Origin of the sequence: Bacteroides sp. D22 (assembly GCF_000163675.1) — a bacterium.
Lineage (GTDB): Bacteria > Bacteroidota > Bacteroidia > Bacteroidales > Bacteroidaceae > Bacteroides > Bacteroides xylanisolvens.
On record NZ_GG774798.1, the window covers coordinates 202,355 to 217,904 of the forward strand.

Annotated in this window: 11 protein-coding genes; 10 read left to right on the forward strand and 1 reads right to left on the reverse strand. The window is 41.2% G+C overall.

What is annotated here, in order from left to right; translation table 11 throughout:
* The first annotated feature begins 258 nt into the window (after nucleotides 1-258).
* From HMPREF0106_RS19480 to HMPREF0106_RS19465, 4 genes are all read left to right on the forward strand, one after another.
* Complete coding sequence (locus HMPREF0106_RS19480; protein WP_225739844.1) at nucleotides 259-1,962, forward strand: hypothetical protein; 1,704 nt, start codon at nucleotides 259-261, stop codon at nucleotides 1,960-1,962.
* Nucleotides 1,963-1,977: 15 nt separating this feature from the next.
* Nucleotides 1,978-3,135: a hypothetical protein gene (locus HMPREF0106_RS19475; RefSeq protein WP_008642735.1), complete on the forward strand. Its 1,158-nt coding sequence runs from the start codon at nucleotides 1,978-1,980 to the stop codon at nucleotides 3,133-3,135.
* A 4-nt stretch (nucleotides 3,136-3,139) separates the two neighbouring features.
* Complete coding sequence (locus HMPREF0106_RS19470; RefSeq protein ID WP_008642737.1) at nucleotides 3,140-5,140, forward strand: discoidin domain-containing protein; 2,001 nt, start codon at nucleotides 3,140-3,142, stop codon at nucleotides 5,138-5,140.
* Nucleotides 5,141-5,316: 176 nt separating this feature from the next.
* A complete protein-coding gene (locus HMPREF0106_RS19465; RefSeq protein WP_225739845.1) occupies nucleotides 5,317-6,873 on the forward strand; it encodes an O-antigen ligase family protein in 1,557 nt (518 codons plus the stop codon).
* A gap of 59 nt (nucleotides 6,874-6,932) precedes the next feature.
* Here the strand turns inward: HMPREF0106_RS19465 and HMPREF0106_RS19460 are convergent, their stop codons facing one another.
* Nucleotides 6,933-7,328: a hypothetical protein gene (locus tag HMPREF0106_RS19460; RefSeq protein ID WP_009039152.1), complete on the reverse strand. Its 396-nt coding sequence runs from the start codon at nucleotides 7,326-7,328 to the stop codon at nucleotides 6,933-6,935.
* A gap of 172 nt (nucleotides 7,329-7,500) precedes the next feature.
* Here HMPREF0106_RS19460 and rimP point away from each other — a divergent pair, with 172 nt between their 5' ends.
* The 6 genes from rimP (at nucleotide 7,501) to sufC (ending at nucleotide 15,542) form a co-directional block, all read left to right on the forward strand.
* Complete coding sequence (gene rimP, locus HMPREF0106_RS19455; RefSeq protein ID WP_008642741.1) at nucleotides 7,501-7,968, forward strand: ribosome assembly cofactor RimP; 468 nt, start codon at nucleotides 7,501-7,503, stop codon at nucleotides 7,966-7,968.
* 2 nt (nucleotides 7,969-7,970) lie between these two features.
* A complete protein-coding gene (gene nusA / locus HMPREF0106_RS19450; RefSeq protein ID WP_008024083.1) occupies nucleotides 7,971-9,251 on the forward strand; it encodes a transcription termination factor NusA in 1,281 nt (426 codons plus the stop codon).
* Nucleotides 9,252-9,364: 113 nt separating this feature from the next.
* Nucleotides 9,365-12,460 carry a translation initiation factor IF-2 gene (gene infB, locus HMPREF0106_RS19445; protein WP_008642742.1) on the forward strand — a complete coding sequence of 1,032 codons (3,096 nt, stop codon included), beginning with the start codon at nucleotides 9,365-9,367 and terminating at the stop codon, nucleotides 12,458-12,460.
* Between the two features lie 203 nt (nucleotides 12,461-12,663).
* Complete coding sequence (locus tag HMPREF0106_RS19440) at nucleotides 12,664-13,194, forward strand: CvpA family protein (RefSeq protein WP_004309457.1); 531 nt, start codon at nucleotides 12,664-12,666, stop codon at nucleotides 13,192-13,194.
* The gene (gene sufB / locus HMPREF0106_RS19435; RefSeq protein ID WP_004309458.1) at nucleotides 13,172-14,674 is read left to right on the forward strand and encodes a Fe-S cluster assembly protein SufB; all 1,503 of its coding nucleotides are present in this window, start codon (nucleotides 13,172-13,174) and stop codon (nucleotides 14,672-14,674) included. Before HMPREF0106_RS19440 ends, sufB begins: the two co-directional genes overlap by 23 nt.
* Before the next feature lie 115 nt (nucleotides 14,675-14,789).
* Nucleotides 14,790-15,542, forward strand: a complete 753-nt coding sequence (gene sufC, locus HMPREF0106_RS19430; protein WP_004307398.1) for a Fe-S cluster assembly ATPase SufC — start codon at nucleotides 14,790-14,792, stop codon at nucleotides 15,540-15,542.
* Nucleotides 15,543-15,550: the final 8 nt, after the last annotated feature.

Consider the following 15,550-nt stretch of genomic DNA (forward strand, 5'->3'; position numbering starts at 1 on the left):
AGTTAGTTTTTATCCCTCATGCTTTCTATAAATAGGTCTTTGTTTATCAGCCTATTTGCGGAGTTCATCGAGCAAAAACGGATTCTTCACATTCTTCACTGTTAAGAACATTCTTCACTTCTCCCTATTCATGGAGGATAGCATCATTCTCCTTGTGTAAAGCACATCTATTATGTCGTAAAAAAATAAAAAAGACTGATTACATCCTGATATAATTTTCGTCTTTTCAATAAAGTAACCTTTAATGAGATGGAAAACATGAGAAAGAAACAAATTCTTTTTGCGTTTGGAATGGCCGCCCTCTTGTTGTACGCTTGCGTTCGTGACGAATTGTTCACGGACAGACAACAGGAATTATCAAACGAACTGGCTGTCGGTAAGAATCGGGAGTTAACTGTTGCAGCTGCCAAAGAATGGTATGTCGACAATGGGGCTCCCGTTACCCGAATGGGGGTGACGCAAAGCAATGTATCGGGAATATTGGTAACTCCTTCGTGGAATCATGCTAAAGAATGGAAGAAAGGAAGGTATGAAGTGGTGGAAGCCTCTTTGCGTTCCAACATGAATGTTATCCTTTATGACCAAGATACGAAGAAGCAGAAAAAGAAGATGAGCAAGAAAGAAAAAAGACGGGTGATGAACGTTGCTCGGTCTGTTATATTGAAAGATATTACGACGGGAGAAATCATTACTTTCAATATGATATTTATAGGTAGTCTGAATTATCTGATGAAGTACGATGATTTGTCAGATAACAATTATTTGCATCGGGTTCCCCATTTTGACGGTATGGTTTTATATTTTTGTCCCAGCGGTGAGTTTGTAAACGGTTGGAAGTACAAGAATGGTAAGATAATAAAGCGTCTTTCTCCTGTTCTTGATGAGGCGGCATTATCGGATACGCTATCTTCTGCTACAACTCGAGCTATACAGTGTTACACGAATTACTATACCGAATCGTATTACTATTGTCCTCCGATTACACGTTCTGCCTTTATGGATGACTGGGCGAGTTTTTATGGTACCGGTGAGTTTGGAGGCGGTATTGATGATGGTAATGGTGGTAATAGTGGTGGAAGCGGAGGTGACCCTACCCTAGAAGGTGGTGAATTAGAAGGTCCAACAATAACTGCACCTGCATGTTATTGGACTTACCGAGAAGTTCCATATACCGAATGTTATGATGATGGTTCTTCTGATGGAGGTGGAGGCGGTTATATCGGAACTCCCACTGATCCTTCAGTTCCGGTGAAGTCTCATGTAAAAAAAATTATAAAGAATACTGATAAGTTAACCCCTCAACAACTAGAGAAATTAGAAAGAGTCATTAAAGAAATGGAGGAAAAAATATGTTATGCTAAGCAGATTATTAATTATTTAGAGAGCGAAGGTTTCGCTTTTAATTATGTTTATATGGATCCTAATTTAGGAGGAGGAAGGGCAAATGCAGGGAATTCTATTTTATCTAATGGAACAGTAGATTTAGTGTTTAGAGGAGAGGATGATATAACCTATGGAAGTTTTGCTCATGAATTGGTTCACCTCTTTCAGATTCATTTAGGAGTATATAGCGGTACTATATCAAGAGGTATGATGGAATATGAACGGGCATTGATAGATGATATCATGTATTATTCAAAAATTAAAGGAAGTAAGAAATTTAGTGATGCGTGGTATGAAAAAGTAGAAAGAAGTTCGTTTGTGTATGGGAATAGGCCAGGCGAGGATAAAATTAAAGCTGTTGAATGGGATAAAAAACAAGCAAAATATTTAAATTGGCTTAGTAAACTTACTAAAAAAGGAACTCCTATCTCTATTCCCAACGATGATTTTAAAGAATGGATATCGTTATTTTCCGAGAATAGCAGGACCTATTCACCAGACAATGGGTATAATTACAATATAGATTATACACCTAAGCCGTTAGCAAAAGTTTTAGAATTGGCATCAAGTTGTTATTAAATAAATTCAGTTATTATGAGAACTATATACTTATTGATTAGTTTTTCCATCTATTGTTTACACGTACTTGGTCAAACAGATACGGAGATAATATATAAATCAACGAGTAATAATGCATATTATATGCACTATTATTCAGGATTTGTATCCATTGGTAATAACGTTTATCCATTGTCGGGAAAAGAAAATCCTTTAAATTGGCAAGATTGGTATCATTTTGATTGGAGGGAAGTAAAGAATCTGTCTAAATATATAGAACCTTACATTGGGCCTTATTTAAAAAATATTCAATTAATGGAAGATGATTACTTTAAAACAACAATATGGATTGATTTACAAGGGAATCTGATATATTGTGAATTTAATTATCCGTCTAAAATAAATATTCCACTTACGGTGATAGAACAAATCGAAACATCCCTAAAGGCTAATGGAAAGGTTAAGGTAACTCCTATTGGTACTCCTAGGAATGATATGTACTATGTACAATCTTGTGTCTTTGTTGATTTGGAGCAACTTCAATCGCGACTTTATCACCCTGTTGCCCCCTCATGGAATGATGATATCGCTATCCAACTGGATAATGTTTTTCCAACTGCCACTTATTATGCGGATTATTTGAATAGAAGGAGCTATGTCTCTTTTTATTCTGGCATGTTCAATTACACAGATGGTTCAACTGAAACGCAAGGAAATATTTATATATCGGGGACGGGCGAAGCGGCATTCACACTGTCTTTTATCAATGTTACCGACCGGGACATTATTCTGGATTTGGGTCAACTAACAGTTCGGATGGATGAGCCCGGATACACATACAGGCCTCGAATATCTTCTATAAGTATAAATGGAGGACCTCGGTTAGATATTAATTCACGAACAGCGGTAGTTGAGAATGATGGAGGTGTCGTTTCTATAATCTTCTATTTTGATGATATATTGGACATGTCTGGCAACTATTATAATACGTATCCGACAGCTTATAAGCTGAGCTTTTATTATGGCAATCATAATATATTTGAGCATGTTATAGATGAAAGATATGATTATGATGTGTGTGACGCATCAAGTATTACCTGGTACAGAGAAGGTTACATCATGTTCCGATATATGTATAACAAAAATAAGGTAGGGATGTTCTATAATAAAACCACTGATACTTATTTTTACTAAATCAATGAAGAACTTATTATTACAAAGCATACTACTATTCCTCCTGCTGACAAGCTGCTCCTCTGTCCCTTCTGATGTCCGCATAGCATTAGAACAAGCCGGAATAAACCGTCAAGAACTGGAAAAAGTGATTGAGCACTATAAAACCACTGGAGAAATACAAAAATTGAAGGCAGCATACTTCCTCATAGCCAATATGCCAGGGAAGTATGCCGAGTATTATAGTTGCAACGAACAAGCATACGAGATGTTTTTGCGCGGTAAAGATGCCAATAAACGCAACAATCGTGTGGCATACGAAGATTCTCTGGCAGAGCAGATAGATATGCTGAAAGATTTGTCGGGAGGATGGGTACCGCTTATGGTTAAGGACATTGATGTTATCTCAAGCAAGTACCTTATTGAAAATATAGATTTGGCATTTAAAGTCTGGAAAGAACCTTGGGCTTGTCACTTTACATTTGATGAGTTTTGTGAATATATTTTGCCTTACCGCATTCTTCACGAACCTATATCAGACTGGAGGAAATATCTGTACGAGAAATATTCGTGGGTGAAGGATTCACTTAAGAATGTATCCGATACAGAAGAGCTGGTGCTTCATCTTAATGACTTGATTGCAAAAGACTTTTGGACGCTGGACGAACTAGACATTCCTTTCGTGTCTGTTCCTTTGCTCGAAAAGGCAAAAGCCGGAGGATGCGACCAGCGTTACGTATTAATGATTTCCTTGCTACGGGCGATGGGGGTGCCTGCCATGATGGACTATGCACCACAACACAATAACACATTTAAAGACCATAAATGGGTGGTCTATTTGGATAGCCTGCATCATTACCGTCCCTGCGATGCAGGACGCATACGAGGTAAAATATTCCTCAAGGACAATTTGAGATGTGCCTTTCCGGCAGGGCTTGTCATCCCCTTGGCTGATGGCTTTGGTTCCAATGTGTTTCGCTATACATACGCTATCAACAGAAACAGTTTGGCAAAAAAAACGAAGAACAAACATGCTTTGCCTCCCTTTTTCCGTAGTTCGTGTGTTAAGAACGTGTCCGATCAGTATGTTTTCGACATGCACCCTGTAATATACGACATGCCGTCCGAGCTACAACTTAAGGATAATGAAGCCGTTTATCTGGCTGTCTTTGGCTATGGAAGCCATATCAGGGAGGCAGACTATGCCCAAGTAAAAAATAACAAAGTGAGATTTGAGCATATCGGAAGCGGTATCGTTTATCTTGTCTGCGCATACGGGCATGAACGGCTTGTGCCTATTTCTTATCCCATCTTGTTGCGGGACTCCTTGGGTAAGACAGAAATACTCAAACCGGACACCGTGCGCAAACAAAAAATGATTCTTACCAGAAAATGCAAGCCCTCTTTGCTGATGCAAGGATTTGCGGAGTCTATGATTGGAGGACGTTTTGAAGGTAGCGACACTCCGGACTTTAAACATCCGGAAACACTTTTTACAATCAAAGAAGCTCCCTATTCACTGACAGAAGTTGACATAAACGTGATGTCTTCCTACAGATATGTACGCTATACATCTGTTCATTCGGGAATCTTTGCAGCGGAAATACAATTCTGGGGTACAGATAGAGAAGGAAAGGCTGTCATGTTGGAAGGAACGCCCATTGTGCATTTAGGCAGTGACAGTATTCCTAACAGCGAACCAGAGAACGCTTTCGACAATAATATACGTACCAATTTCAATGCACCTTCCCATTCTTGGGTTGGATTGGACTTAAAGTCCCCTCAATCCATTACGAAAGTGAAATATCTTCCGAGAAATAATTTTAATGTTATAGAGGTGGGTAATAAATATGAATTGATGTATTACAACGACAGGTGGGTATCTTTAGGTATACAGACTGCCACCAATCAATACTTGGAATATGATAATGCCCCTACTCAAGCTCTTTTCCTATTAAGAAACCTGACACAAGGAAAAGAGGAGAGGATTTTTACCTATGAAAACGGGAAACAGGTATGGTGGTAAATGAGAGGATAGAAATAAAAATAGATACATTCATTATTGCTGCTATTCTTGTATGCTTGGTGTTTAATCTATGCGCTGGTTTGTTTGATAGCCAACGAACTTCTTCCATAATATCTGTCTCTTATTTGATCGCCTTATTTTGTATTCGTACAACTTTCTTTAGGGTAAAAAAAAGTGTGCGGATACAAATCCCTGATATTTTGTTTGTTTGCTATTTTATATTTGCTGCTTTCAAGAATGATACCGATTTTAATCTTAATCAGTTGGGTGATATCATCATCCTGTTATTATATATTTGCATCAGGATGACTGATGCTCTTGATTACAAATTTTTATATATAATCATACTATGCCTTACTGTAGCTTTATCGTTCTACGGGTATTTGCAATGTGCCGGTGTATTACTCGTTCGGAATAAAGAATACCTCATGACTGGACCTTTCTATAATCCTGCACCATACGGTGCGCTCATTTGTTTCTTTATTTCTATTATAATCACTGTTGTTATCACGATTCCCGAAAAAGCCCATAAACATGTTTCCTTGTGTGTCATCGGCTTTTCTCTTCCTGCACTCGCTCTCTCGGCATCAAGGGCTGCATGGCTGGCAAGTGGTGCTGTTCTTCTCTTTATGTTCTTGCTTAAAAGCAAAAACAAATTGCGACAATTGCCAAGGAGTATCGGTCGTTTGTGCGTGATAAGTTTATTTGCGGTATTCATTTTGTCTTGTCTGCTTTTATATCATGTAAGACCGGAATCGGTTAAAGGAAGGCTATTTATCTGGAAAGTATCATCGGAAATGATAAAGAAAACTTTCGTTACAGGTCTTGGATACAATAGCTTTGAAGCCAATTATATGAATTATCAGGGTGAATACTTCAAACAGGGTAAAGGAGACGAGACTGAAAAATATCTGGCAGGGAATGTGGTTTCCGCATATAATGAGCCTATCCGGATAATGATAGAGTACGGTTTAATAGGATTGTCCATATATATGTTACTCGCTTGTTTCGTATTGTTTCGAACTCAACAGCGAGAGACCGTTTCAATGGCTGCCAAAATGGTAATTTCTGCCTATATTCTGTTCGGGCTGTTCTCATATCCCAATAAAATATTCTCTCTGCAAGTGCTTGCAGTCATATCCTTTGCCTGTTTGCTGAATGAACGAAAGGACAAGGTTACGTATCAGCTACGGTTTGGATTTTTACATCGGTCTATTATAGGACTTCCTTTTGCATTCATATCTTTAGGATTACTTTTCAATACGATCAGGTTTCATTATGCCTATCAGGAATTTCAGTCATTATTGGAAACGAATAGGACTAATATTACCGCAAAACTAAATGAATTGGTGCCTATATTGTCAGGGGATTATTTATTTCTACAGAACTATTGTGTTCTGGCGAAGGATATAGTTGAAGAAAAGACCCTTCTTGAAAAATTAGACAAGGCGATCTCCTTGTCACCTTCAACCACATTATATCGAATGAAGGGCGATTGTCTATATTGGCACAATCGGTATGAAGAAGCAGAGACATTTTATTGGAGTGCTTATTATATGCTTCCTTCCAATCAATGGGCAAGAGCAAGAATCGCTATGCTATACCTCAAACAAGGTAAAAGGAAAGAAGCGGAACAGCTTGCGGCTTCCATATTAAAAGAAAGAATAAAATCTCATGGGTTTGATACATTCTTGTTGCGTCAAGAAATGAAAGAGGTCTTGTCAACGCATTAGAAGAGATTGAATAGTTATTAAGACAACTCTAAATATAGATAATTGAAACAGTATTTCGTTTATTTGTCTAATTGTTTAATCCCGTCCGATTCTTTTTCAAACTGATAAGTTCCTCCTTTTTCGCTAAGATCAAACGTAGAGACTAATTCTGTGTTATTATCTACGATCAATAAAGCGCTTTGTTCCGCAAAACGTCCCACTTCTACAGTGTAAGGCTCTTCCGATATAGTTTTATTGGAGATAAGACTGTCGTTGACAAACAAAGAGATAGAATCTCCGGCAAAACCTTTTACCAGACTGATTGTGTAGCTTTCGATGAAATGACGTTCTTCCTGCTTTTCCCGTTGTAGCCGCATACTCATGTATACGAAAATAACCACTACAAAAATGACGGCAAAAGCAAGAATTCCGTTACCTACCATAAACTGTTTATTTGTGTTGAGACGATGTGCCATAGTCGTTATTTTTTGAATTGTGGCGTAAAGATACGAATATAGCACTGTTAATTCATACTTTTTTTCTTTAATCTTTTGTAGTCGAATAGATTATTTATATCTTTGCAACCGGAAACGGATGAAAGGTGGAGGGGCAATTAAGCTCCTTTTTTTGTTCTTATATAGTTAATAAATGATAGAAAAGAAAACTGTTTGTCAGATTGTAGATGAGTGGCTGGAAGGAAAAGACTACTTTTTAGTAGAAGTAACTGTGAGCCCGGATGACAAAATTGTGGTCGAAATTGACCATGCAGAAGGTGTTTGGATCGAAGATTGTGTGGAGCTTAGCCGCTACATAGAGTCAAAACTGAACCGTGAAGAGGAAGATTATGAACTGGAAGTAGGGTCGGCCGGTATCGGACAGCCCTTTAAAGTACTGCAACAGTATTATATCCACATCGGACAAGAAGTGGAGGTATTGACTAAAGACGGACGTAAACTGGCCGGCATACTGAAAGATGCCGATGAAGAGAAGTTTACGGTAGCCGTACAAAAGAAAGTAAAACTAGAAGGAGCAAAACGTCCGAAACTGCAAGAAGAGGACGAAACCTTTACTTATGAGCAAATAAAATATACTAAATACTTAATTAGCTTTAAATAGTTATGGCCAAAAAAGAAGAAACAATCAGCTTGATTGATACATTTTCGGAATTTAAGGAACTGAAGAATATCGATAGAACGACGATGGTTAGCGTACTCGAAGAGTCGTTCCGTAGCGTAATCGCGAAAATGTTTGGCACCGATGAGAATTACGACGTGATCGTGAACCCGGATAAGGGTGACTTCGAGATCTGGCGTAACCGTGAAGTTGTGGCCGATGAAGATTTGACTAACCCGAATATGCAGATTTCGTTGAGCGAAGCACAGAAAATTGATGCTTCCTACGAAGAAGGTGAAGAGGTGACTGACGAAGTGATTTTTGCCAAATTCGGACGTCGTGCTATCCTGAATCTCCGCCAGACATTGGCTTCCAAGATTCTGGAACTCGAGAAAGACAGTATTTATAATAAATATATAGATAAGGTAGGTACGATCATCAATGCAGAAGTGTATCAGATCTGGAAGAAAGAAATGTTGCTCTTAGATGATGAAGGAAACGAGTTGCTGTTGCCTAAGACCGAACAAATCCCGAGCGATTTCTATCGCAAAGGTGAAACGGCCCGTGCAGTAGTTGCCCGCGTGGATAACAAGAATAATAATCCTAAGATAATCTTGTCACGTACTTCTCCCGTTTTCCTGCAGCGTTTGTTCGAGATGGAAGTACCCGAAATTAATGATGGTTTGATTACCATCAAGAAGATTGCCCGTATCCCTGGCGAACGTGCCAAGATCGCGGTAGAATCTTACGATGACAGAATCGACCCTGTAGGAGCCTGTGTAGGTGTAAAGGGAAGTCGTATTCATGGCATTGTTCGTGAACTTCGCAATGAGAACATCGATGTAATCAATTACACATCGAACATCTCATTGTTTATACAGCGCGCTTTAAGCCCGGCTAAGATTTCTTCTATCCGTCTGAATGAGGAAGAGAAGAAAGCGGAGGTTTTCCTCAAACCGGAAGAAGTTTCGCTGGCTATCGGTAAAGGCGGTTTGAACATCAAACTGGCCAGTATGTTAACTGAGTACACTATCGACGTGTTCCGTGAGTTGGATGAGAATGTAGCGGATGAAGATATCTATCTCGACGAATTCAGAGACGAAATCGACGGATGGGTGATCGACGCCATCAAGGCTATCGGCATTGATACAGCGAAGGCTGTGTTGAATGCTCCTCGTGAGATGTTGATTGAAAAGACGGACTTGGAAGAAGAGACAGTGGACGAGGTAATACGCATTTTGAAATCGGAGTTTGAAGAAGAAGGTGAAAATTCAGTAGAAAATTGAGAATTTAAAATTGAAAAATGAAAGTTATCTCTGTTATACTACATCGTAACTTTTAATTCTTCATTCTTAATTCTTCATTTAAACAAGCTCCATTTATTCATTAATTTTAAAATATGACGATAAGGTTAAACAAAGTTACAAGAGATTTGAACGTAGGAATCGCGACGGTAGTTGAGTTCCTGCAAAAGAAAGGGCATACCGTAGAGGCTAATCCTAATACCAAAATTAGCGAGGAGCAATACGCTATACTCGTAAAAGAGTTTAGTACAGATAAGAACCTTAGACTTGAATCGGAGCGTTTCATACAGGAACGTCAGAATAAGGAACGTAATAAGGCGTCTGTTTCGATTGAAGGCTTCGAAAAGCAGCCGGAGAAACAGAAGTCGGAAGATGTGATTAAGACAGTCGTACCTGAGGATGCACGTCCGAAGTTTAAACCTGTCGGAAAAATTGATTTGGATAAACTGAATGGTCGTAAACCTGAAAAGGTGGAGAAGGAACCGGAACAGAAACAAGAAGAACCTGTTGTAGAACGGCCTGTCGTTAAACCCGAAGTAAAAAAGGAGCCCGAGAAGAGAGAACCCGAGGTGAAGAAAGAAGAGGTGGTGATACCTCCTGTTTCTGTAGTAGAGCCTACTCCAGTGGTAGTTGAGCCCGTAGTAGTGCCGGAACCTGTAGTGGAGACGAAGCCGGTAGAAGTTGAAAAAGTAGTAGAAGAAGTGAAAAAAGAAGAGCCGAAGGTAGTAGAAACTGCACCTGTGAAGGCGGAAGAACATAAAGAAGAAAAAAAGGTGGAAACTGCACAGGCTGAAGTAACCCCGGTAGCAGAAAAAGCTCCGGAGGATGATGGTGTTTTCAAAATCCGTCAACCGGAATTAGGCGCGAAGATCAATGTGATCGGTCAGATCGACTTGGCTGCATTGAACCAGTCTACTCGTCCGAAGAAAAAATCGAAGGAGGAGAAGCGTCGCGAACGTGAAGAGAAAGAGAAAATCCGTCAGGATCAGAAGAAACTGATGAAGGAAGCCATCATCAAAGAAATCCGTAAGGATGATTCTAAAGTGGTGAAGAACGGTCCGAAAGAAAGCGCAGATGCTGCTAAGAAAAAACGCAACCGTATCAATAAAGAAAAGGTAGACGTTAATAACGTTGCGACTTCCAACTTTGCTGCGCCGAGACCTAATATACAAGGTAAAGGCGGCAATGGTAATGGCAATAACAACGGTCAGGGCGGACAAGGAAATAATAACAGAAGAAATAACAACAATAATAAGGATCGCTTCAAGAAGCCGGTTATCAAACAGGAAGTGAGCGAGGAAGACGTAGCAAAACAGGTAAAAGAAACTCTTGCACGTCTGACAACCAAAGGTAAGAACAAGACGTCCAAATACCGTAAAGAAAAGCGTGAAATGGCTTCCAACCGCATGCAGGAATTGGAAGATCAGGAAATGGCAGACAGCAAGGTATTGAAGTTGACCGAGTTTGTTACGGCTAACGAACTGGCAACAATGATGGATGTATCTGTCAATCAGGTTATCGCTACTTGTATGAGTATTGGTATCATGGTTTCTATCAACCAGCGTCTGGATGCGGAAACAATTAATCTGGTGGCAGAAGAGTTCGGATTCAAGACAGAATATGTAAGTGCGGAAGTGGCACAAGCTATCGTTGAAGAAGAAGATGCTCCGGAAGATTTGCAACCGCGCGCTCCGATTGTTACAGTGATGGGACACGTTGACCACGGTAAGACCTCTTTGCTCGACTATATCCGTAAGGCGAACGTAATTGCCGGTGAAGCCGGAGGTATTACACAGCATATCGGTGCATATAACGTGCAACTGGAAGACGGTCGCCGCATTACGTTCCTCGATACTCCGGGTCACGAAGCGTTTACCGCTATGCGTGCACGTGGTGCGAAAGTAACGGATATTGCTATCATTATTGTGGCTGCCGATGATAACGTGATGCCACAGACGAAGGAAGCAATCAATCACGCGATGGCTGCCGGTGTACCTATTGTATTTGCAATCAATAAGGTAGATAAACCGACTGCGAATCCGGATAAGATTAAAGAAGAACTGGCTGCAATGAATTACCTTGTTGAAGAATGGGGTGGTAAGTATCAGTCACAAGATATCTCTGCCAAGAAAGGTATGGGTGTGGAAGACTTGCTGGAAAAAGTATTGCTCGAAGCAGAAATGCTCGACCTGAAAGCAAATCCGGACCGTAATGCTACGGGTTCCATCATCGAATCTTCACTGGATAAGGGACGTGGATATGTAGCTACTGTATTGGTATCTAACGGTACTCTGAAAGTGGGAGACATCGTACTGGCAGGAACCAGCTACGGACGTGTGAAGGCTATGTTCAACGAACGTAACCAACGCATCAAAGAAGCAGGACCTTCCGAACCGGCTTTGGTATTGGGATTGAACGGTGCACCTGCCGCAGGTGATACATTCCATGTTGTTGAAAGCGATCAGGAAGCTCGTGAAATCACCAACAAACGTGAACAGTTGGCTCGTGAGCAGGGCTTGCGTACGCAGAAGATCCTTACGTTGGATGAGTTGGGCCGTCGTATTGCTTTGGGTAACTTCCAGGAATTGAACATCATCGTTAAGGGTGACGTGGACGGTTCTGTTGAGGCATTGAGCGACTCGTTAATCAAGTTGTCTACGGAACAAATCCAGGTAAATGTCATCCATAAGGGTGTGGGAGCAATTTCCGAGTCGGATGTTTCTCTGGCTGCCGCTTCGGATGCGATTATCGTCGGATTCCAGGTACGTCCTTCGGGTGCTGCCGCTAAGATGGCTGAACAGGAAGGTGTCGACATCCGTAAGTACTCTGTCATCTACGATGCAATCGAAGAGGTGAAGGCTGCTATGGAAGGTATGTTGGCTCCGGAACTGAAGGAACAAATCACGGCAACTATCGAAATCCGCGAAGTATTCAACATTACGAAGGTGGGTTTGGTAGCCGGTGCAATGGTGAAGACCGGAAAGGTGAAGCGAAGCGACAAGGCTCGTTTGATCCGCGATGGTATCGTCATCTTTACCGGAAACATCAACGCGTTGAAGCGCTTCAAGGACGATGTGAAGGAAGTAGGTACAAACTTCGAGTGTGGTATCAGTCTGGTGAACTGCAACGACATGAAGGTAGGCGATATGATCGAGACATTCGAAGAAATAGAAGTGAAACAGACTTTATGATTTATGAGTTATGATTTATGAATTATAAAGGTATAAGGCCATTCGCGAAGTAATGGTTGCAACAATAGATGGGTGGTAATGTGGTACTATTTTATATGGGACACCACCTTACCACTTTATTGTTTTATCACCTGACAGAAATATAAATCACAGATCATAATCATAGAAACATAAATCATAAATCACAAATCATAAATCACAACGTGGCAACGATTGATATCATTATCCTTATTGTAATAGGCGCCGGAGCGGTGGTAGGCTTTGTAAAAGGCTTTATCCGTCAGTTGGCTTCTATTTTGGGGTTAATAGTCGGGCTGTTGGCGGCGAAAGCTTTGTATGCCTCTTTGGCGGAGAAACTTTGCCCGACAGTGACGGATTCGATGACAGTTGCGCAGGTGTTGGCTTTTATCATGATTTGGATTGCCGTGCCGTTGATTTTTGTACTGATAGCTTCGTTATTGACAAAAGCAATGCAGGCAATTTCGCTGAACTGGCTGAACCGCTGGTTAGGGAGTGGGCTGGGAGCACTTAAGTTTTTGTTGTTAACGAGTGTAGTGATCGGTGCGATAGAGTTTGTGGACAGCGATAATAAGTTAATTAGTGCAACAAAAAAGGAAGAATCTTTGTTATATTATCCGATGGAAACGTTTGCGGGGATCTTTTTCCCTGCTGCGAAGAATATGACGCAACAATATATATTAGAGAATAAAGATGCAACAAGAAGAACCCAATAAAATGAAACCCAATCAGAAAGACGAACTCGAAAAGAAGACTGATAATGAGTTTGTCCGGAAATTTGCGGAGGAGAAATATAAATACGGCTTCACCACAGAGGTGCATACAGACATCATTGAGCGTGGACTTAATGAAGATGTCATTCGTCTGATTTCATCGAAAAAAGACGAACCGGAGTGGTTGCTGGAGTTTCGCCTGAAAGCGTACCGCCACTGGCTGACGCTGGAGATGCCGACTTGGGCACATCTCCGTATCCCTGAAATTGACTATCAGGCGATTTCTTATTATGCCGATCCGACGAAGAAGAAAGAAGGACCGAAGAGCATGGAGGAAGTCGATCCTGAATTGATAAAGACGTTTAATAAACTGGGTATTCCTTTGGAGGAACAGATGGCTCTTAGCGGAATGGCGGTGGATGCCGTTATGGACTCCGTTTCCGTAAAGACTACCTTCAAGGAAACGCTGATGGAGAAAGGAATTATCTTCTGCTCGTTCAGTGAAGCCGTGCGGGAACATCCTGATTTGGTGAAGAAATATATGGGCTCGGTGGTAGGTTACCGGGATAATTTCTTTGCGGCGTTGAACTCCGCTGTCTTTTCTGACGGCTCTTTTGTGTATATTCCGAAAGGGGTACGTTGTCCGATGGAACTTTCCACCTATTTCCGTATCAATGCCCGTAACACGGGGCAGTTTGAACGTACGCTGATTGTGGCGGACGACGATTCATACGTTTCTTATCTGGAAGGATGTACAGCGCCGATGCGGGATGAAAATCAGTTGCATGCGGCTATCGTTGAGATAATTGTGCACGACCGCGCAGAGGTAAAATACAGCACTGTTCAGAACTGGTATCCGGGCGATGCAGAAGGCAAGGGCGGTGTATACAACTTTGTGACAAAACGCGGTAACTGCAAGGGAGTGGATAGTAAATTATCCTGGACACAAGTGGAAACTGGTTCGGCAATCACTTGGAAATACCCTTCCTGTATTCTGACAGGCGATAACTCGACCGCTGAATTCTATTCCGTAGCTGTAACGAACAACTATCAGCAGGCTGATACCGGAACGAAGATGATTCATCTGGGCAAGAACACCCGCAGTACGATTGTAAGTAAAGGTATCTCCGCCGGACATAGTGAGAACTCCTATCGTGGGTTGGTACGTGTGGCCGAGAAAGCGGATAATGCCCGTAATTATAGCCAGTGTGACTCTCTGTTGCTGGGAGATAAATGTGGTGCGCATACTTTCCCTTATATGGATATTCACAATGAAACGGCAGTGGTGGAACATGAAGCCACAACGAGCAAGATCAGTGAAGACCAGATATTCTATTGCAACCAGCGCGGTATTCCGACAGAAGACGCTATCGGGCTTATTGTGAACGGATATGCAAAAGAAGTATTGAATAAACTTCCGATGGAATTTGCGGTAGAAGCACAGAAGTTGCTTACTATCTCGTTGGAAGGAAGTGTGGGGTGATTTACTAGTTGGCAATTTACGATTTACTATTTGGCTGCGCGCTTGTAGGAGGTAAATTGTCGGTAGTATGGGTTTTTAATAGTAAATAGTAAATGGAAAAATAGTACATATAATCATGTTAGAAATAAAAGACCTGCATGCCAGCATTAATGGCAAAGAGATATTGAAGGGTATTAACCTGACGGTGAATCCCGGTGAGGTGCACGCTATTATGGGGCCGAATGGTTCCGGTAAAAGTACGCTTTCTTCCGTATTGGTGGGAAATCCGGCTTTTGAGGTAACAAAAGGTTCGGTCACGTTTTATGGAAAGAACCTGTTGGAGTTGAGTCCTGAAGATCGTAGCCATGAAGGAATCTTTCTTAGTTTCCAGTATCCGGTAGAGATTCCGGGTGTGAGCATGGTCAACTTTATGCGTGCTGCTGTGAATGAGCAACGCAAATATAAAGGTCTGCCTGCGCTGACAGCCAGTGAGTTTCTGAAACTGATGCGTGAGAAACGTGCGGTAGTAGAGTTGGATAATAAGTTGGCTAACCGCTCGGTGAATGAAGGTTTTTCGGGTGGTGAAAAGAAACGGAATGAGATTTTCCAGATGGCCATGTTGGAACCGCGGTTGAGTATCCTTGATGAAACGGACTCCGGTTTGGATATTGATGCGCTCCGTATTGTTGCGGAAGGAGTGAACAAACTGAAAACTCCTGAAACAAGCACGATCGTTATTACCCACTACCAACGTTTGCTTGATTATATCAAACCTGATATTGTACATGTCCTTTATAAAGGTCGTATCGTAAAAACTGCCGGACCGGAACTTGCACTGGAACTGGAAGAAAAAGGATATGATTGGATCAAGAAAGAAGTAGGAGAATAACAAATAAT